This is a genomic window from Pseudomonas sp. MWU12-2319, assembly GCF_023242525.1.
Classification (GTDB): Bacteria; Pseudomonadota; Gammaproteobacteria; order Pseudomonadales; family Pseudomonadaceae; genus Aquipseudomonas; species Aquipseudomonas gingeri_D.
Genome location: NZ_JALJES010000001.1, coordinates 617153 through 635811, shown reverse-complemented (window position 1 = coordinate 635811; position 18659 = coordinate 617153). Strand labels below are relative to the sequence as shown.

At 60.4% G+C, this 18659-nt stretch carries 16 protein-coding genes and 1 pseudogene; 3 read left to right on the top strand and 14 right to left on the bottom strand.

Features of this window, described 5'->3' with window-relative positions; genetic code table 11:
* Both M5C01_RS02710 and M5C01_RS02705 read left to right on the top strand, forming a co-directional pair.
* Window positions 1-2410 (top strand): annotated as a pseudogene (locus M5C01_RS02710) (hypothetical protein); the annotation flags it as partial.
* 126 nt (window positions 2411-2536) lie between these two features.
* Window positions 2537-4081 (top strand): hypothetical protein, encoded by a 1545-nt coding sequence (locus tag M5C01_RS02705; protein ID WP_152737201.1) that lies wholly within the window; start codon window positions 2537-2539, stop codon window positions 4079-4081.
* A gap of 72 nt (window positions 4082-4153) precedes the next feature.
* Here the strand turns inward: M5C01_RS02705 and M5C01_RS02700 are convergent, their stop codons facing one another.
* From M5C01_RS02700 to M5C01_RS02670, 7 genes are all read right to left on the bottom strand, one after another.
* On the bottom strand, window positions 4154-4390 hold the full coding sequence (locus M5C01_RS02700; protein WP_152737200.1) for a hypothetical protein: 237 nt from the start codon (window positions 4388-4390) through the stop codon (window positions 4154-4156).
* A 755-nt stretch (window positions 4391-5145) separates the two neighbouring features.
* Entirely contained in the window at window positions 5146-5799 is a 654-nt protein-coding gene (locus M5C01_RS02695; protein WP_103499154.1) for an HAD family hydrolase, read from the bottom strand.
* 34 nt (window positions 5800-5833) lie between these two features.
* Window positions 5834-6823: an ABC transporter ATP-binding protein gene (locus tag M5C01_RS02690; RefSeq protein ID WP_103499153.1), complete on the bottom strand. Its 990-nt coding sequence runs from the start codon at window positions 6821-6823 to the stop codon at window positions 5834-5836.
* Complete coding sequence (locus tag M5C01_RS02685) at window positions 6820-7620, bottom strand: ABC transporter permease (RefSeq protein ID WP_103499152.1); 801 nt, start codon at window positions 7618-7620, stop codon at window positions 6820-6822. The genes M5C01_RS02690 and M5C01_RS02685 overlap by 4 nt, the downstream gene beginning before the upstream one ends.
* Window positions 7607-8470: an ABC transporter permease subunit gene (locus tag M5C01_RS02680; protein ID WP_152737199.1), complete on the bottom strand. Its 864-nt coding sequence runs from the start codon at window positions 8468-8470 to the stop codon at window positions 7607-7609. The genes M5C01_RS02685 and M5C01_RS02680 overlap by 14 nt, the downstream gene beginning before the upstream one ends.
* A complete protein-coding gene (locus tag M5C01_RS02675) occupies window positions 8449-9255 on the bottom strand; it encodes an alkaline phosphatase family protein (protein WP_152737198.1) in 807 nt (268 codons plus the stop codon). The genes M5C01_RS02680 and M5C01_RS02675 overlap by 22 nt, the downstream gene beginning before the upstream one ends.
* A 186-nt stretch (window positions 9256-9441) precedes the next feature.
* Complete coding sequence (locus tag M5C01_RS02670; RefSeq protein WP_103499360.1) at window positions 9442-10509, bottom strand: ABC transporter substrate-binding protein; 1068 nt, start codon at window positions 10507-10509, stop codon at window positions 9442-9444.
* 372 nt (window positions 10510-10881) lie between these two features.
* Between M5C01_RS02670 and M5C01_RS02665 the strand changes: the two genes are divergently transcribed.
* A complete protein-coding gene (locus tag M5C01_RS02665) occupies window positions 10882-11595 on the top strand; it encodes a UTRA domain-containing protein (RefSeq protein WP_103499359.1) in 714 nt (237 codons plus the stop codon).
* 188 nt (window positions 11596-11783) lie between these two features.
* Here the strand turns inward: M5C01_RS02665 and M5C01_RS02660 are convergent, their stop codons facing one another.
* From M5C01_RS02660 to minC, 7 genes are all read right to left on the bottom strand, one after another.
* Window positions 11784-13955, bottom strand: a complete 2172-nt coding sequence (locus tag M5C01_RS02660) for a mechanosensitive ion channel domain-containing protein (protein WP_178129742.1) — start codon at window positions 13953-13955, stop codon at window positions 11784-11786.
* 63 nt (window positions 13956-14018) lie between these two features.
* The gene (locus M5C01_RS02655) at window positions 14019-14195 is read right to left on the bottom strand and encodes a hypothetical protein (protein ID WP_178129737.1); all 177 of its coding nucleotides are present in this window, start codon (window positions 14193-14195) and stop codon (window positions 14019-14021) included.
* A 198-nt stretch (window positions 14196-14393) separates the two neighbouring features.
* Window positions 14394-15683, bottom strand: a complete 1290-nt coding sequence (locus tag M5C01_RS02650) for a M18 family aminopeptidase (protein ID WP_100940888.1) — start codon at window positions 15681-15683, stop codon at window positions 14394-14396.
* Window positions 15684-15742: 59 nt separating this feature from the next.
* Window positions 15743-16378 (bottom strand): RluA family pseudouridine synthase, encoded by a 636-nt coding sequence (locus M5C01_RS02645; RefSeq protein ID WP_152737196.1) that lies wholly within the window; start codon window positions 16376-16378, stop codon window positions 15743-15745.
* Between the two features lie 191 nt (window positions 16379-16569).
* Entirely contained in the window at window positions 16570-16824 is a 255-nt protein-coding gene (gene minE / locus M5C01_RS02640; RefSeq protein ID WP_007898843.1) for a cell division topological specificity factor MinE, read from the bottom strand.
* A 3-nt stretch (window positions 16825-16827) separates the two neighbouring features.
* The gene (gene minD, locus M5C01_RS02635) at window positions 16828-17640 is read right to left on the bottom strand and encodes a septum site-determining protein MinD (RefSeq protein ID WP_100940886.1); all 813 of its coding nucleotides are present in this window, start codon (window positions 17638-17640) and stop codon (window positions 16828-16830) included.
* A gap of 203 nt (window positions 17641-17843) precedes the next feature.
* Window positions 17844-18581: a septum site-determining protein MinC gene (gene minC, locus M5C01_RS02630; RefSeq protein ID WP_152737194.1), complete on the bottom strand. Its 738-nt coding sequence runs from the start codon at window positions 18579-18581 to the stop codon at window positions 17844-17846.
* Between the last annotated feature and the right edge of the window lie 78 nt (window positions 18582-18659).

Sequence of the window (18659 nt, the reverse complement as noted above, 5' to 3'; positions counted from 1 at the left end):
CGAGGTGGACACGGATATCCCGATCCATGTCGACAGAACGGTCATCGAGGACGCTCTAGACGGCCAGATCGACATCGCTTATCAGGTGGTGGATGTCTGCAAAAACTATCCCGATGAGCGTGAACCCTGGTCCGTGATTACCACCGTGCAGGTCGACGTGGGCGGCAACCGCCTCGATGCGCCGCAGGTGTTGGTCAACGATCGTCCCGTCCGAGAGATTGACCTCGAACAGTTGGCGGGGGCCGATGTCATTTGCCGGGTGTACGTCAATGCAACCGATCATGCCGTCGGCGATACCCTGCGCCTGACCTGGGTCGGTACACCGGCCCAGGGCAATACGCCGGTGATCGTCGGCCCTCTCGACAGGACCGTCGAATTCATCCCTTTCCAGTACGACTTTCCCATCCCCTACGAATACGTGGAGGCGATTGCCAAGGGACGGGCGTCGGTGTCTTACGTACGGATCAGGAGCGGTACGGCGGATCACCCGTCGAAAAGCGCCAACGTCACGGTGGTGGGTGATATTGCCATGCCCGAACGCCCGAGTTTTGTGGAAGCGAGTGGCAGTGTGCTGGACCCGGACCTGAATTTCTACACCATTTCAGTGCCCTATTATCCGGGGCGCCAGCCCGGGGATCACCTCTACATCGTGTTTGAAGGACTTGACGCCAGCAACAACCCCACCGGTTTCGACATTAACGCCTATGTGAGTAATGAACCGAATGGCGATCCGGTTCTGCGTAATGTGGACAAGAATGAAATCAAGCGACTCGATGGCGGTTCGCTCACCGTTTACTACTGGATCAATAGCCAACGTAAATCACAGGAGTTGACCTTGTCCGTCGGTAGCGGTCAGCCTGACCTGGACAAACCCGACGTTATCCAGGCCAATAACGATGTCCTGAATCCGGACGATGTGAATCCGAACATCGGGGCCGATGTCGAGGCGCCTTATACGGGCACCCTGCCCAATGACATTATCGTGTTGCGCTGGAGGGGTTCGCTCATCAGTGCACCGGATCAAGAGACACCTCCGCTCAGCTCAGGCTCGGCCGGTAGACCCTACCCCTTTATCGTACCGTTTCAGTATGTGATCGGTAACTTGAACGGCACGGTAAACACCGACTATTACATCAAGCGTACGGGCTCTCCGATTCAACGCTCGCTGGTACGTGAGCTGACCATCGGTGCGACCTCTGGGGGTGAACCGATCATCAGCGATATCCGTGACTCCAAGGGCAGCATTGCACCGGGTGGGAGCACGAGTGAAACGAGCGTCACCGTCATCGGTACGGCGATCAAGGGCGAGCAGATCCAACTCTACGATACCGGCAACCCCGTTCCCATCAGCATACCGGCCACGGCGGATCCCACTACCGGTATCTGGCGCGTGGTGATCAGCGGGCTTGCCTACAAGCTCTATATCCTCAAGGCCAAGGCGCTTTACGGCACCGGCGCGGAGTCGTCCGAACGGCGTTTTACCGTTCGGGCGAGTGTCGCACCGACCCTGGACAACGTTAAGGACGGGAATGGGGCCGAGATTGCGAATAACACAACCACGGAATGGCCGAACGTGACCTTGTATGGCAAGGCCCAGGGTAACGAGAGACTCAACGTGTTTGATGGCCGTCAATTGCTGGGTGTCGTTAATGTTCCCGCCAATGGCAATTGGCAATACCCGGTGAATCGATTGTTGTCAGGCCCCCATAGTCTGCATGTCGAGGCGCTTTATGGCAGTGGACTTCCGCCTTCGGCCACCCGCAGTTTCACGGTACGGCTGAATCTGCGCAGACCGTCGATACCCAAGGCCTATAACCCTCCGGCGAATGATCGCATCCGCATGAGTGATATCTACTATGACGATTACCTGGAGGTCGAAGTCCCGCATTACACCGGCATGGACCCTATCCATACGCTCAAGGTCCGTTGGGAAGGTCGGGTCGACTATCACGACGGAGCGATTGTCCCGGTGGGACCTAACCCGGGGCCCAGGCGGCTGCGGGTGCCCAGGCTGGAAGTGATCGACAATATCGGTCGCTCGGTCCAGGTGGGTTACAGCGTGAAGGAAACCGCCACCAGCGAGACACTGGAATCGGTGCGCACGACGCTGCATATCGATGCGCAGGCTTTGAATTTACCGGCGCCGGTATACTCCAGTGCGAACAGAAGAATCACCGTGAGCCATGCCGATATAAGGACCGGTTACAAAATCAGGATTCGATGGACGGGTGTTGTCGTTCACGACGGACCTGAAGTCGATCTGACAACGGGGCAGGCCTATCAGTTTGATGTGCCGGCTGGCTGGATCAGCGAGAACCAGGGCACAACGGTGCTGGTTAACTATACGGTCCACCGTACCGGTACAACTGATCTCCTGATGTTTTCGCAGGTGTTGAGGTTGCACTTTTAAACGAGCAATCAATAGCGCTTGTCGAGCGTGGGAGGGCCTTCGGGCTCTCCCTGTCTCGGTTGTTGACCTCTGTCATTACAGATCTTCTGTTCGAAGACAAGGGTGTTCACAATGAGAAAAATACACTTGGCCGGTCTGATGATCGCCTTCCTCGTCGGCTGCACGTCTTCTACGTTTCAGGCGACGAACGTTACGACGGCGAATATTAATCAACGGAGTGGTGAGGAAACGGCTGCAAACTTGACAAGGCAGTACAATAACACCGCTGCCAATTGCGGATCGTCGACCACGCCCGCTTTTCTGTGTTCGGGTGTGACCTTGAGAATAACGAAAACCAGCCCGAATTATGATCCTTGGGAGCATAGCGACTTTTCGAGGGAAACGGATGCGGTATCGTTTTCGTTTTTGAGGGCGGATACGAAGTTTGTGCGCACGCCTTGGGGAGGGACTAATGGCCTTGTTTTCTACCCTTATTTTTCTGCGCCCAGCGACAAAATCAGACCTGAAGTCATCTGTTATTTTCCCTTGGACGGTGCAACTTTCTATCGAACCGCGCCGGGGCAATTCGGTTGCCGTGACAGTATCATTACCTACCCCTTCCCTGGCGTCAGTCGACCTTGTCGCGAGCAAAATATCACCACGGCCGAAGAATGGATCGCGCATTATCGAAACCCTGCGGGAAGCGCCAGGCCGAACGCGTATTCGTGTTCTTTCATGGTCAGAAATGAGTTGAATGCAGAGGCTGTGCAGGCATTCAATCAAGCCATTCGCGTAAGAGGATTGTTGGGGGCGACAGCCTTTGCTGATCACAATGAGCTTCGGATCAAGGCCTGGCCTGAGAATCAACCTGCCGTCCTGCCGATCGAAGCGTTTTTCTACACCGTGGTCGGTTCGACCAGCGGCTTGGCCAATGCCCGAATTGATCAGCAAAAATACCATGACCGCACTAACGGTCTGGTGGTACCGATCATCCGTCTGACGCTCCCGGCGATACAGGCAGATAATGCAACGTTCAGTTATAACGCTGCGGATCAGGCCGTATTACCCACTCCGACCAAGCCCCGGCCTTTAGTCCTCAAGGCCTATAAAACAACCGGAAATGAGCAATGGCTCAGGATGGCGGATATCTACACGGATGACGTAGTTAATGTCGAAGTTCCGCACTATACCGGGATGGACAAAGACGACACCCTCAAGCCGCGTTGGGAGGGTCGAGTCAACTACAGCGGGGCGGTTACCACTGTGGGCAACCCACCAGGAAAAAGACTGATCCCGATTCCGCGGATGGAGGTCATCGACAATATTGGCCGAACGGTTGACGTCGGATATTCCGTCAAGGAGAAGGGGACCGGCGATACGATAGAGTCTGAAAAATTGACACTGCATATCGACCCTCAGGCCGTGACATTACCGCCGCCTACTTATTCGGGTTCAACCGTGCTCGTTAATGTCGGACAAGCCGGTTATACGGTTGGTGTTCGTTGGGTGGGCGTAACCACTCATGACACCGCTGTACAAAATGTCGTGGTCGGTCAAGTCAATACCTTTGCCATCGACAATGCCTGGATCACCGAAAATCGCGGCAAGACCGTGCTGATCAACTATTCGATAAAACGCTCGGACAATACAGGGGATCGAATGTTTTCCTGGGTGCTTCGGGTTCCGCTCTGAAGGCTCGCGCCTCTCAACATCATGGGGCCCCCATCGCGTGATACGCAGTGGGGGCTTGATGAGTGAGGTGATTCAAAAATTGACCCTGAGCACCTGAGAGAACATCCGTTGTTCGCTACTGTTCGTGCGTACGATCGAATAGTTGATCAGCACGGTCTTGCCGCGATTTTCGGTGATCCAGGCAGTGGGGATATCAAAGGTATTGGATTGGCCGGTGGTCACCGCCTGTGTTTCAGTGTCGCGAGTGGTGGTGCCTGTCCAGCGAACCCTGACGCTATAGCCGGTCTGTCCGCCATAATTCACGGCCACCTTATAGGTCGAGGCGGCGTACGTGGGGGCTGGAAGCGGATGAATCGCTTGAGGGTCGATATGGATCCCAGACGTGGTAACTACCTGCTTTGGTCGCTCGGAAAATAATGCCTGAGCATAGAAAGGCCGCCAAGCTGGCGGAACCGCAATTAGCGGCTCTGTCGTTATAGCGCTCAGTCAGCTGTCGGGCGGTTTCCGCGCCCGCGCGCTCATTGGCGTTATAGCTCTGAATATTCGCGGGTAACGTCGGCGACTGAATTGTACAGCCCGATAACAAAGCGAGTGCGAGGATTATAAGTGATGTCATTTTCATGACGTGTCCCAGATAATATTCGACACGCATCATGTTCATCAAACTCCCGAAAGGGGTTTTCTGAAAACAAACCCTACCGAATTTCACCCCGCGTCGAGGGGCTTGTTAACGGCGGGCGCAGTTCCGCATACCCAGCCGTTATTCAGAAACCCACAGCAAGTCCACTCTTCAATGCCGTATTGCTGTGGTAAGGGATGCTGCGCAGTGGGCAGGGGATTTATTAACCCGCGGATGAGGTGCTGTGTCTACTGTCAGAAATGACAGGTCAAGGAGGGAAATGCGTACCGTTGGTCTGATGGTCTGTTCGGGTTGTCATGTCTGATAGTAGACGCAGTTTTTCATCGTGCGGGCTTGCCCTGATGCCGTAGGGCTTGCCCGCTCGCTACACGTCTGCCGGGCTTGGGATCGTGTTTAACTGACGGGCATCAACCCTTGCCCTGCCTCAGCTCCAGACGTGAACCGGCCACCCGGCCTTCTCCGCTTGCTCACGCAGCACCGGATCGGGATTGACCACCTGCGGGTGATCCACCTTGAGCAACAACGGCAGATCATTGCGTGAATCCGAATAGAAACTCGCGCCTTCCAGGTTCTCGCCTTCGGCATCCAGCCATTCCATCAAGCGCACGATCTTGCCTTCGCGGTAGGTGAGGGTGCCGACGGTGTGTCCGGTGTAGACGCCGTGCAGGATATCGAGGTCGATGCCCAGCACTTCGTCGATGCCGACGCGCTCGGCAATCGCCTTGACCAGGTGGATGCCCGACGCCGAGATCACCAGGATCCGGTCACCCGCCGCGCGGTGGGCGGCAATCGCCTTGCACGCATCGCTGTAGATCAAGGGCTCGATCACGTCTTCGACCCAGGGCTCGACCAGGTGGGCGATTTCTTCCGGGGTGCGCCCGGCCATCGGTTCCAGGCTGAACAGCATGTAGTCTTCCATGGCCAGTTCGCCCTTGCCGTAGGCGTCCATCAGCTCGTTGTTGCGCTGCATGAACGTCTCCGGGTCGACCCAACCCAGGCGCACCATCTGCTCGCTCCAGAGGGTGGCGCAGTCGCCGTGGATCAGGGTGTCGTCCAGATCAAAAATTGCCAGGGCCATCAGTACTGCTCTCTCTTCAAACGCGCTAAGGACATCAGGCTACCTCACATAGGGCACTCGGATCGATAGACAGCGACAAACGCCGGCCTTCGGGGTGCAGGTCGGCGGCCGAGCGGTTGAGCACGTCCACCACCAGTTCCACGCCCCGGGCCTCGACCCGGTAACGAATCACGTTGCCCAGCAAGCTGTGACCGCGAATCAGCGCGTCCAGTTCACCCTCGGCACGCAGTTCGATGGCTTCCGGGCGAATGGCGATGCGGCTGTTGATCGGCCGTTGCAGCAGGCGGCTGGCCGCGTCGGCGTCGAGCAGGTTGTAGTTGCCGATAAAGCCGGCGGCAAACACGTCCACCGGCGCGGTGTAGAGGGATTCGGCGTCGCCGCTCTGGACGATCTTGCCCTGGTTCATCAGGAAGATCCGGTCACTCATGGTCAGGGCTTCTTCCTGGTCATGGGTGACGAAAATGGTGGTCAGGCCCAGCTCGCGCTGGATCGCCCGGATCTGCTCGCGCAGGTGTTTGCGAATCCGTGCATCGAGGGCCGACAGCGGCTCATCGAGCAACAGCAGGCGCGGGCGGGTGACCAGGGAGCGGGCCAGGGCCACGCGCTGGCATTGGCCGCCGGACAACTGGTGCGGGTAGCGCGCGGCGAAGTCGTGCAGTTCCACCAGCCTGAGGGCTTCCATGACGCGCTTGTGGCTGTCGTCGGCATTGACCTTCTGCATCTTCAGGCCGAAAGCGACGTTCTGTTCCACGGTCATGTTGGGGAACAACGCGTAGCTCTGGAACACCATGCCGATCGCGCGTTTCTGCGGGCTCAACGGGACGATGTCCTGGCCGTCGAGGAGGATCTTGCCGCCGTCCACCGAGGTCAGGCCGGCGATGCAACGCAGCAGGGTCGACTTGCCGCAACCGGACGGGCCAAGCAGGGTGACGAATTCACCCTTGGCGATTTCGCAGTTGATATCACTGAACACCGTGGTGCCGGCGTAGGTTTTTTTCAGGTTCTGGACACTGATGAAGCTCATTGGCTTTTGTCCTTGTTCAGGCGGTTGGCGACCCAGGTGAGCACCAGCACGAAGAGGAAATAGGAAATCACGAGGGCGCTGGTGAAATGGCCGCTGCTGTTGCGCATGTTGTTCAGGTACACCTGCAGGGTTTCATAGCGGGTACCGACCAGGATGTTGGCGAACACGAACTCGCCGAACAGGAAGGAGAACGACAGCAGCAGCGCGACCATCAGGCCCTTGCGCAGATTCGGCAGCACCACCAGGAACGCTGCCTGCCAGGTGCTGGCACCGAGCAGGTGGGCGGCGTCCATCAGGTCGCGCAGGTTGATCGCCTGCAGGTTGTTGGTGATCGCCCGGTACATGAACGGCAAGGCCACGGTGAAGTAGCAACCGATCAGGATCCACGGCGTGCCGACCATGGCGAACGGTCCGGAACCGTAGAGCTGCAACAGGCCCACCGAGGACACCACCGGCGGCACCGCGAAGGGCAGCAGGATGAGGATGTTCATCAGCGCGTCGAGCTTGGGGAAGTGGTAGTGCACCACGAACAGCAGCGGCAGGATCAGCACCACCGACAACACCAGGGAGCCGACGCAGACGATCAGCGACTGGCCGAAGGCATTGAGGAAGCGCGGGTCGCTCCACAGTTGCAGGTACCACTTGAAGGTGAAACCGGCGGGCAGGATGGTCGCCGACCAACTGCTGGCCAGGGAGTAGATCAGGGTGCCGGCCAGGGGCAGCAGCAGGATCAGGAACAGCAGGTAGACCACCCCGCGGTGGTACAGGGCGGCGGAGCCGGGTTCAGCGCGCGACATGGTAGCTCCTTTTCAACAGCCACTGGTGGGTCACGGTCACGAAGGTCATCAGGCCCACCAGCACCACCGCCAGCGCACTGGCCATGTTCGGGTCGAGGCTGATGTCGCCGGAAACCATGGCGGCAATACGGATCGGCAACACGTTGAAGTTGCCGGTGGTCAGGGCATACACCGTGGCGTAGGCGCCGAGGGCGTTGGCCAGCAGGATGACGAAGGTGCCCAGCAGTGCCGGGGTCAGCACCGGCAGGCCGATATGCCGCCAGAACTGCCAGCCGTCGGCGCCGAGCAGCGCGGCGGACTCGCGCCAGTCTTCGCGCAGGGCGTCGAAGGCCGGGTAGAGCAACAGCACGCCGAGGGGAATCTGGAAGTAGGTGTAGAGAATGATCAGGCCGGTTTTCGAGTACAGGTTGAAATCCTGAATGATCCCGGCCTGTTTCAGCATGATGGTGAAGGTGCCGTTGAAGCCCAGCAGGATGATGAACGCAAAGGCCAGCGGCACGCCGGCGAAGTTGCTGGTCATGTTGGCGAATGAGTTGACGAAGTCCCGCAGGCGCGAGTCGACCCGGCGCAGGGAGTAGGCGCCGAGCACGGCGATCAGCATGCCGAACACGCTGGACCAGAAGCTGATTTCCAGGCTGTACTGGATCGCCTGCAGGTAGAACTTCGAGCTGAAGATCTTGCTGAAGTTGGCCAGGCCCCAGCCGTCGTCTTCCGACTGCACGCTGTTGATCAGCACCCACACCAGCGGCGCGATCTCGAACACGATAAAGAACAGGGCAAAGGGCACCAGGCAGAGCACGGCGAGCCATTTGCCACGGGTGAGTGAATTCACTTCAACAACTCCCGGCATACAGGTTTGTCATGGGGGACGCCCAGCAGCTCGCAGATCGTGCCGCAGAGCTGCGTCTGTAGGGGCGTGGCGTCGGGGTTGAAACTGAAGGCATCGCCGAGGACGAACAGCGGCACTTCGCGCTCTTCGGCCAGCAGGCCGTTGTGCGAGCGGTCGTTGTTCATGCCGTGGTCGGCGGTCACCAGCACCTGATAGCCGGCGTCGAGCCAGCCTTGCAGGTAGTCGGCCAGGATGATGTCGGCGGAACGCGCGCTGTTGCGGTATTGCGCGGTGTCGAGGCCGTGCTTGTGACCGGCGTCGTCGATGTTCATCGGGTGCACCAGCAGGAAGTTCGGCGCGTGTTGCAGGCGCAGGCTTTCGGCATCGGCGAACAGATGGGAATCGGGGTAGTGGTCGACCCAGTAGAAATGGCCGTGCTGGATCGCCAGGTTTTCATCCCGGGTGTGCCGGTCACGGGCGGCGACGAAGGGCGTGCGGTTGTACAGCTCGCTGACCCAGTGATAGGCCGCCGCGGCGGTGCTCAGGCCGGCGTCGCGGGCGTAATGGAACACGCTGCGCTGGTTGGACAGGCGCGAGACGTGGTTGTGCACGATGCCGCTCCGGATCGGAGCCACACCGGTCAGAATGCATTCGTAGAGCGGTCTTGAGAGCGAGGGCAACTCGCATTCCAGTTTGTACAGCGCCGCGCGTCCTGCGCCTGCGTAAGCCTGGAGATGGCCCATGGCATGGCGGGCGACCTCATAGTTCAGGCCATCGAGCACGACCAGGATAACGTTGTGCGGCATAGACCGGGCCTCGTCATGAAGGGGAATATCAACCTCCCCCGGTAGGAGCGAGCTTGCTCGCGATGGACGTCAACGATAACGCGGGAAACCTGATGCCCCGCGGTGTACCGGCGACCCTCGCGAGCAAGCTCGCTCCTACAGGGGAGCCCATTGTTCCCGCTACCGTGCGGGAACAATGGTTGTGGGTTATTGCATGTTGATGATGACTTCTTCCTGCCACTTCTGCGGCAGTGCCTTGGAAGTTTTTTCCCATGCATCGGCATCTTTGATCGGCGTGACTTTCTTGTACTGCTCGTTAGGCAGCAGCTTGGCCTTCACGTCTTCCGGCAGGGTCAGGTGCTCGGCACGGATGGGACGTGCGTTGCCGCGTGCCAGGTTGATCTGGCCGGCGTCGCTGAAGATGTACTCACGCGCCAGCTTGGCCGCGTTCGGGTGCTTGGCGTATTTGTTGATGATGGTGGTGTAGCCGGAGATCACCGAACCGTCCGATGGAATCAGCACCACGTAGTCATCCGGGTTGGCCATCTTGGCCTTGTAGCTCAGGCCGTTGAAGTCCCAGACCACGCCGACTTCGACTTCACCCTTTTCCATGGTGGCGATGGTCGGGTTGGCGAGCGACAGGCGACCCTGCTTGGCGATCTCGGCGAACATCAGCAGTGCGGGCTGGATGTTCTTCTCGTCACCACCGTTGGCCAGGGCAGCGGCCAGTACGCCGTTGGCGGCCTGGGCAGCGGTGCTCACGTCACCGATGGAAACCTTGTATTTACCGGTCTTGAGGTCAGACCAGCTTTTCGGCGCTTCGGAGCCGTGCAGCAGCTTCTTGTTGACGATGAACGCGATGGTGCCGGTGTAGGCCAGTGCCCAGTTGCCGTCCTTGTCCTTCGCCCAGGCCGGAACCTGTTCCCAGGTGCTTGGCTTGTACGGTTGGGTCACGCCCTGCTTGACCGCGATCGGGCCGAAGGCGGCACCGACGTCGCCGATATCGGCGCTGGCGTTGTCTTTCTCGGCGGCGAACTTGGCCACTTCCTGGGCCGAGCTCATGTCGGTGTCGATGTGCTTGAGGCCGTACTTGTCGCTCAGGTCTTTCCAGGTGCCGGCCCAGTTCGCCCAGTCATCGGGCATGCCGACGCTGTTGACGGCGCCTTCTTGCTTGGCGGCGGTTTCCAGTGCTTTCAAATCGGTGCCAGCAGCCATGGCCGAGGTGCACAGGGCAATGGTCGAGCCTAACAGTGATGCCAGGAAAAGCTGTTTCATCCGAAGCTCCTTTGGGCGTTTTCAACGCGGCGATTTTTATAAAAAGTAGTGCGGTGGTTTGAATCGTTTGGTCTAGGTCAGCAATACCTGAGCCAATTTAAGCTTGCTGGATGACACTTTGATGTCGGCATCAGTCCTGCAAGGTTTTTTATCGGTGGTGTTCATGACCACCCCGTTAAGCGTAGACCATAGTTAACTAGCTGATATTAAAGGGATTGATCATTATGGAACGACCGTGCACATGCACCGTTTCGTCGCTTTGTCACATATCAGTCATCTGTATTGCCTAGGCTGGGCATTACAACTGGAGACCGCGATCCCGTGCGGTTGTGCCCTAAAACAGTGCTGGTCTAGTCCAGATAGGTAACGTTGATGCGTGAAGAGGCTCCAAAGGCGGTGACAGCCATCGGTCAGGCCCTGCATGAGCAGATCGGACACGGCTTGTTGCCACCGGGTAGCAAATTGCCCGCCGAGCGCAAACTCAGTGAGTTGTTCGGTACCACCCGGATCACCGTGCGTGAGGCCTTGTTGCAACTGGAGGCCCAGGGGCTGATCTATCGCGAGGAGCGTCGGGGCTGGTTTATTTCGCCGCCGCGCCTGGCCTATAACCTGATGCAGCGTAGCCACTTTCACGCAATGGTCAGTGCCCAGGGGCGGGTGCCGTCGACCCAGGTGATTTCGGCGCGTTTGCAGCCGGCGTCGGCGGCGGTGTGTGACTGGTTGCAGTTGCCGGCCTTGTCCAGCGTGATCCAGATCTGCCGGGCGCGGCGGATCGATGAGCGGCTGGTGCTGTATGTCGAGCATTACCTCAATCCGCAGTATTTCCCGGGGATTCTGGAGTTTGATTTGAACCAGTCGATCACCGAGCTGTATGCCCGGCATTACGACCTGCATTACGGGCGGGTCAGGTTCGAGATTGTGCCGACGTCACTGCAGGTCGAGGCGGCCGCGGCGTTGCGGGTGTCGGTGGGGAGCCCGGGCTTGCGGATTGCCCGGGTCAACTATGACCAGCATGAACGACTGATCGACTGCGATCTGGAGTTCTGGCGACATGATGCGATTCATGTCGGGGTGGATGTGGTTTAACCCGCAGTTGGATCCGAGGGGGCTTGAAGTTGAGTAGGGTCTTGTGGCGAGCGGGCTTATGTGGGAGCGGAGCTTGCCCGCGAAGGGGTCCTCAAGATCGCTAAAAGCTTCGCGGGCAAGCTCCGCTCCCACAGGTTCAGTTGTGTGCTCAGGATTTCAGCTGAGCACTCAAGATTGCTCTGGCCGTCTCAGGATTTGGGTGTGGCTTCCGTTTCCGGGCCGCCCCCTGCGGTCACCACCTGCACACTCAAGCGTGGCGTCGCCAGATCCAGCCCAGCCTCGTCCATGGTGCGCTTGAGCGCCAGGTTGAAGGCCCGGGAAACTTCCCACTGCCGGATCGGCGCGGTCTTGAACCGAGCGCGCAGGATCGCGCTGCCGGACTCGAAACTCTCCACTCCCTGGATCTCCAGCGGCGACCAGATATTGCGCCGTTGCAACGGGTCGCTGCGCATCTTCTGGCCGACATCGCGCATCAACTTGATCGCGTTGTCGATGGGCATGTTGAACGGAATCGCCACCCGGAAGATCGCGTAGCCGAACTCCCGCGAGTAGTTCTTGATGCTCTTGATCTCGCTGAACGGAATGGTGTGGACGATCCCGTCGATATCCCGCAGCCGCACCGTGCGGATGGTCAGCCCCTCCACCGTGCCGAGGTGGCCGCCGACGTCGACGTAGTCGTCGATGGCCAGGGAGTCCTCGATAATGATGAACAGGCCGGTGATCAGGTCCGCCACCAGCGACTGCGCACCAAAGCCGATCGCCAAACCGATCACGCCGGCACCGGCCAGCAGGGGCGTGACGTTCATGCCCATGTTCGCCAGGGCGACGATCAGCGCAATGATGAAGATCGCCACGAACAGCACGTTGCGGATCAGCGGCATCATGGTCTGCGCCCGGGCATTGGCCAGGCCTTTGCGCGAACGGGTCAGGGCGTGATGCACGGCGGTGTCGCTGAGAATCCACACCAGCCAGGCGAAGATCAGCGTGCCGCCGAGGCTGAACAGCCTGACGCTGACCTCATGCCCCTCGCCCTCGGTGAAGCCGATCAGCGACATGCCCCAGACCCGCAGGCCCAGTTCGATAAACACCAGCCACACCGCCAGGTGCACCAGGGTGTAGCCGAAGTTGTTCAGGCGCTCGGAGTACAGGGCATGGCGCTTGTGGCCGCGATGGGGCTTGAGGGCGTGGCGGCGCACCAATCCGTTGATCACCATGCACAACACCACCAGCACGGTGCAGATCAGCGACTGGCGTAGGGCCGTGCTGGTGTCGCCGGCGGAGATGAAGGTGGCGAACAGCGAGATCGCCACCAGGATCAGCGCCGGGACGAACCAGAAGGTGCCGAGGATCGCCAGGGTGTCGCTCAGGGCGCGGCGGTTCAGGCGCCGGGACAGCGGCTGGTTGCGGATCAGGTGGGCGATGGGGCGGCGGAACCGCACGATGAACAGTCCAGTGGACAGCGCCGCCATGACATTGGCGAAGGTCGCGGCGGTGTGGGCCAGGTGGCTGCCGAGGCTGGCGATCATCCGTGGGTCGCTGAGGGCCTCGCCAAAGGCGGCGAAGCTGCCGATCAGCCACAGCGGCCGGAAGGCCCGGCGGCGGAGGATGTACAGGGCCTGATGGCGATGCTGGCCGTCGAGCACGGAGAAGGCGATCACGCAGATGGCCGAGAACAAGGTGCCGACCACCAGGGCGTAGGCCAGCACCATCGCCAGGTTCTTGCCCAGGGACGAGGGCAGGGCGTAGCTCATGTACACGGTGATGAGCAGGGCGATCAGCCAGGGCCCGAGCTTGCGCAGGGCGAAGCGCAGCAGGTCGACGGTGCGCGGGTGTTGTGGCAACTCCTCGCTGAGGCCGAAGCGCAGGCGCACCTGGCGCCCGAGCCAGATCATGGCCCAGGCGAGGAAACTCCAAAGCGCAAGGATCAGGGCGAAGGCGAAGACCATCGGCACCCACTCGCTGGCGGGCAGCGTCAGGTCCATCAGTTCACCCTTGGCCAGGTCGAATTCTTCCGACCAGCGACTGAGGGGGCTGTCGTCACCGGAAAACTGTTTTTCGAAGCCGGCGAGGGTGCTGCCGATCAGCCCCAGCACGCCTTCTTCGGTGGCCGGTTGGGCTTTCCTGGTGCTGTCGCGCAGCTTCTTCAGGTCGCTCAGCAGCTTGGCGCGTTGCTGGTCGTTCTCCAGGTTCTTGATTACCTCATCCAGGGATTGCGCCAGGGGCTCGCTGGGGACCGGCTGGGTTTTTTCCGCGCTGGCCAGCAGGCTCGGCAGGCCGGCTGCGTCGGCGCTGACCAATGGCAGGAGGGTCAGCAGGCAGATGAATAAAGCGGCGGGCAAGGCGAGAAGGCGGGCAAACACTGGGCAGTCAACCATGGACGATACGGGTCGACGAAGTGTACGTCAGCCGTGGGGCCAATGCATTTAATCGGTCAACTGGGCGAGGATCTTGTAGACCACGGTGCCAAGGATGAACAGCATCCCGACCCAGATCAGCAGGACCCCGGCGTTGCGCTCGCGAAAGTTGAAACCGACGGCCAACATCAGCATGCCGCCCAGGATGGGAATCAGCATGGTGTGGAAAGCGAAGGGCGTGATCATGACAACGACCTGGTCGAGGGGGATACCTTGAGTCTAGGTCGGTTTGGCGGGTGTGTATCAGACCTGGAGGATAACGCTGAACTGTAGGAGCAGGGCTTGCCCGCGAATCGCAAGGACGCCGCGGTGTATCAGGGTAACCGCGTTATCGTTCTTCGCGGGCAAGCCCTGCTCCTACAGGTTTTGTGTCGCTCTCGGGTTCTATGGCAACTCGCGGCTGGCGTAGAACGCGCTCAACACTTTCACCAGGTGCGCCAGGTCATGGCTGCCGGCCAGTTCGCGGATCGAGTGCATGGCGAAGGTCGGCAGGCCAATGTCCACCGTACGCACCCCCAGGTGGCTGGCGGTGATCGGGCCGATGGTCGAGCCGCAACCCATGTCGCTGCGCACCACGAAGCTTTGCACCGGCACTTCCTCGGCCATGCACAGATGACGGAAGAACCCGGCGGTTTCGCTGTTGGTGGCGTAGCGCTGGTTGCTGTTGACCTTGATCACCGGCCCGGCATTGAGCTTCGGACCGTGGTTGGCGTCGTGCTTGTCGGCATAGTTGGGGTGTACACCGTGGGCATTGTCCGCCGAGACCAGCAGGGATTTCTGGATGGTCCGTACGAACTCGTCGCCTTCGGGCAGCAGGCGGCGCAGGGTCTGTTCCAGCATCGGGCCGTCGGCACCGCAGGCGGAGCAGGAACCGACTTCCTCATGGTCGTTGCAGACCAGCACGCAGGTTTCTTCGCTGTCGGCGGTGAGCAGCGCTTGCAGGCCGGCGTAGCAGGACAGCAGGTTGTCCAGGCGCGCACCGGCGATAAAGTCGCCGTTCAGGCCGATGACCGCGGCGGCCTGGGTGTCGTAGAAACTCAGCTCGTAATCGAGCACCACGTCGGCATTGAGGCCGTGTTCGCGGGCCAGTTGCTCGGTGAGCACGGCGCGGAAGTCGACCCGCTCATCACCGGCGAACTGCGCGAGGATCGGCGGCAGCTCGTTCTGCGCGTTGATCGCCCAGCCCTGGTTGGCCTCGCGGTTGAGGTGGATCGCCAGGTTGGGGATGATGGCGATGGGCAGCTTGAAGTCGATCAACTGGCTCTCGACCTTGCCGTCGCGGCGGAAGGTCACGCGCCCGGCCAGGGACAGGTCGCGGTCGAACCAGGGGGCGAGCAGGGCGCCGCCGTAGACTTCGACACCCAGTTGCCAGAAGCCCTGGCGTTGCAGTTCCGGCTGCGGCTTGACCCGCAGGCACGGGCTGTCGGTGTGGGCGCCGACCAGGCGGATGCCGCCCAGCAGCGGCGAGGCACGGCCGAGCTTGATGGCGACAATCGAAGAGTCATTGCGGGTGACGTAGTAGCGACCGTTGGCCTCGGTGTGCCAGGTCTCGCGCTCGTCGAGACGCTGGTAGCCCGCCGCTTCCAGGCGCTGAACCAGGCTGGAAGTGGCATGGAACGGGGTAGGGGAGGCCTTGAGGAAGTCGATCAGGCCTTGGTTCAACTCTTCGCGCATAAGTAGCTCCAGACAGCAGTGCCAAGAGTTTACCGTATTTGCGGAGGGTTCCCACACACTCAGAACGGGGCCGGGCACTCTAAGCGCAGGCGTTCGCCGCTTTGCGGGTGGGTGAAACTCAGCATGCTGGCGTGCAGGCACAGCCGTGGCCAGGCGGCCAGGGCCTGTGGATGGGCGTACAAACCGTCACCGAGCAATGGGTGACCGATGGACAGCATATGCACCCGCAGTTGGTGTGAGCGCCCGGTGATCGGGGTCAGTTCCACCCGGCACCAGTCGCCGCAACGCTCCAGGACTTTCCAGAAGGTCAGCGCGTGCTTGCCGAACTCGTGGTCGACCACGTGGCGCGGCTTGGTCGGCGGATCGTAGCGCAGGGGCAGGTCGATGCTGCCGCTGTCCAGCTCCGGTTGACCCCAGCAGAGTGCGGTGTAGGCCTTTTCGGTTTCCCGGTCGTGGAACTGGCGCGACAGTTCGCGGTGGCTGTCCGGGTCGCGGGCCAGCAGGATGATCCCGGAGGTTTCCCAGTCCAGGCGATGGACGATACGGGCTTCGGGGTAGCCGTTTTCCTGCAGGCGGGTAATCAGGCAGTCCTTGTTGTCATCGGCCCGGCCAGGGACGGAGAGCAACAGGGTCGGCTTGTTCACCACCAGTACGGCGGCATCCTGATGGAGGATATGGATATTGGACAGCGGCATTAAAACAGTCTCGTAACAAACGCCAACGGCGGCCCGAGGCCCAGCCTTCTGTAGGAGCGAGCTTGCTCGCGATGGTAGCCGGGACACCGCTGGGCATCATCTGCCCCGCGTTATCGTTGACGTCCATCGCGAGCAAGCTCGCTCCTACAGAAAGGCCTGGTCCCGGGCCGCCGTGGCTCCGGCCGGATCGATCAACGATCGGGCAGGGTGATATTGAGTTCCAGGATCGAGCAGCTGCCCTGGTTTTCCAGCGCCACGTGCACGTCGTCGGACCCGATATTGACGTACTTGCGGATGACCTCCACCAGTTCCTTCTGCAAGGCCGGCAGGTAATCCGGGGTGCTGCGTTGGCCGCGTTCGTGCGCCACGATGATCTGCAGACGCTCTTTCGCGACCGACGCGGTGCTTACTTTTTTGCTGGCACGAAAGAAGTCAAAAAGGTTCATTGCTTAGTTGCCTCCAAACAGGCGCTCGAAGAGTCCTTTCTTCTTCACATCGAGGAAGCGATGTTCCACGGTCTTGCCCAGCAGGCGGTCGACCGCGTCGCTGTAGGCCTGGCCCGCATCGCTCTGGTCGTCGAGAATCACCGGCACGCCCTGGTTGGAGGCCTTGAGCACCGCCTGGGATTCGGGGATCACGCCCAGCAGGGTCACCGCGAGGATGTCCTTGACGTCTTCGACGCCGAGCATCTCGCCGTTGCTGACGCGCTCGGGGTTGTAGCGGGTCAGCAGCAGGTGTTCCTTGATCGGCTCTTCGTTGTTCTCGGCGCGGCGCGATTTGCTCGCCAGCAGGCCGAGCATGCGGTCGGAGTCACGCACCGAGGACACTTCGGGGTTGGTCACGACGATGGCTTCGTCGGCGAAGTACATGGCCAGGTGGGCACCGGTCTCGATACCGGCCGGGGAGTCGCAGACGACGAACTCGAAATCTTCCTTGAGGGCCATCAGGACCTTTTCCACGCCTTCCTTGGTCAGCGCGTCCTTGTCCCGGGTCTGGCTGGCGGCCAGCACGTAGAGGTTTTCCAGGCGCTTGTCCTTGATCAGGGCTTGCTGCAGGTTGGCTTCGCCCTGGACGACGTTGACGAAGTCATACACCACGCGACGCTCGCAGCCCATGATCAGGTCGAGGTTACGCAGGCCGACGTCGAAGTCGACGATCACTGTCTTGTGGCCCCGCAGCGCGAGGCCGGTACCGATGGCGGCGCTGGTGGTGGTCTTACCCACACCACCCTTGCCGGATGTAACCACGAGAATCTTGGCCAAGGTGTATCACCCCTAAAGGAAAAAAGGACTTTCAGCCCCTGAAGAACGTCACTAAAAAATAACTGTAGTCGTGTAGCGTCGGTTGGAAATCGAGGAAAAGTCTGAAGAGCCTCGGGTTATTCTTACCTTTCGCGATTTCCCACACCGTTCGAGCTGTTTTCTCTACGAGAAGGTGACATTTTGGAAGTGGCGGCAAGTATCCGTTAAAGCCGGATGATGTTCAACACGTCGCCCGACAAGCTGACTTGAACAGCGCTGCCCCACAAGGGATCGCGGCGCAAATCCTCGGAAACCTTGTACTGGCCGGCGATGGAGATCAGTTCGGCACTCAGTTGCTGGCAGAAAATGCGCGCCTTGGTATCGCCCTTGATGCCGGCCAGGGCGCGACCGCGCATGGGGCCATAAACATGGATGTTGCCATCGGCGAGAAGTTCCGCGCCGGGGCTGACGGAAGAGATCACCACCAGGTCGCCGCCCTGGGCGTAGACCTGCTGGCCGCCGCGTACCGGCGAGGTGATGATCTTCGTCGGTTTGATGGTCGGCTCGGGTGGTTTTTCCGGTTTTTTCTTTTCCAGGCCTTCAGTCGGGTCGACCGGCCGTTCGCGGGCGCCGGACGGCGGCAGTACCGGCAGGTCAATGGCAATCGCGGCGGCAATGTCTTCGATGCGGTTGGCGCGGATCGCCAGGGTGCGCAGGCCATGCTGGCGGCAGACGCGCATCAGCCCGGGCAGGTCGATGGGGCCCTGGCCGTCCGGCAGTTTGTCCAGCGCCAGCACCAGTGGGGTATTGCTGAAGAAGTTCGGGGCCTGGGCGACCTTGGCCGCCAGTTGCCGATCAAGGGCATCGAGGTTGTTCTGCGCCAGCTCCAGCACCGTGATGGCGAGCATACTGCCCTTCAGCTGGAACACGGGATCCTGGTCTAGCAGTTCGGTTTGGCTCATGGTCGGGATAACGCAGCTTGTCACTAAAAGTGCCGAGACTTATAACGAGAACGCCCTCGGGCCGCAAGCCGCCGCGAA

Bases quoted from the DNA above. Each gene is read 5' to 3' on its own strand.
- M5C01_RS02690 (WP_103499153.1), bottom strand. From the start codon at position 6,823: ATGAGCTTCATCAGTGTCCAGAACCTGAAAAAAACCTACGCCGGCACC.
- M5C01_RS02655 (WP_178129737.1), bottom strand. From the start codon at position 14,195: ATGATCACGCCCTTCGCTTTCCACACCATGCTGATTCCCATCCTGGGC.
- M5C01_RS02680 (WP_152737199.1), bottom strand. From the start codon at position 8,470: ATGCCGGGAGTTGTTGAAGTGAATTCACTCACCCGTGGCAAATGGCTC.
- minC (WP_152737194.1), bottom strand. From the start codon at position 18,581: ATGAGCCAAACCGAACTGCTAGACCAGGATCCCGTGTTCCAGCTGAAG.
- minE (WP_007898843.1), bottom strand. From the start codon at position 16,824: ATGAACCTTTTTGACTTCTTTCGTGCCAGCAAAAAAGTAAGCACCGCG.
- M5C01_RS02675 (WP_152737198.1), bottom strand. From the start codon at position 9,255: ATGCCGCACAACGTTATCCTGGTCGTGCTCGATGGCCTGAACTATGAG.
- M5C01_RS02665 (WP_103499359.1), top strand. From the start codon at position 10,882: ATGCGTGAAGAGGCTCCAAAGGCGGTGACAGCCATCGGTCAGGCCCTG.
- M5C01_RS02650 (WP_100940888.1), bottom strand. From the start codon at position 15,683: ATGCGCGAAGAGTTGAACCAAGGCCTGATCGACTTCCTCAAGGCCTCC.
- M5C01_RS02645 (WP_152737196.1), bottom strand. From the start codon at position 16,378: ATGCCGCTGTCCAATATCCATATCCTCCATCAGGATGCCGCCGTACTG.
- M5C01_RS02695 (WP_103499154.1), bottom strand. From the start codon at position 5,799: ATGGCCCTGGCAATTTTTGATCTGGACGACACCCTGATCCACGGCGAC.
- M5C01_RS02685 (WP_103499152.1), bottom strand. From the start codon at position 7,620: ATGTCGCGCGCTGAACCCGGCTCCGCCGCCCTGTACCACCGCGGGGTG.
- M5C01_RS02670 (WP_103499360.1), bottom strand. From the start codon at position 10,509: ATGAAACAGCTTTTCCTGGCATCACTGTTAGGCTCGACCATTGCCCTG.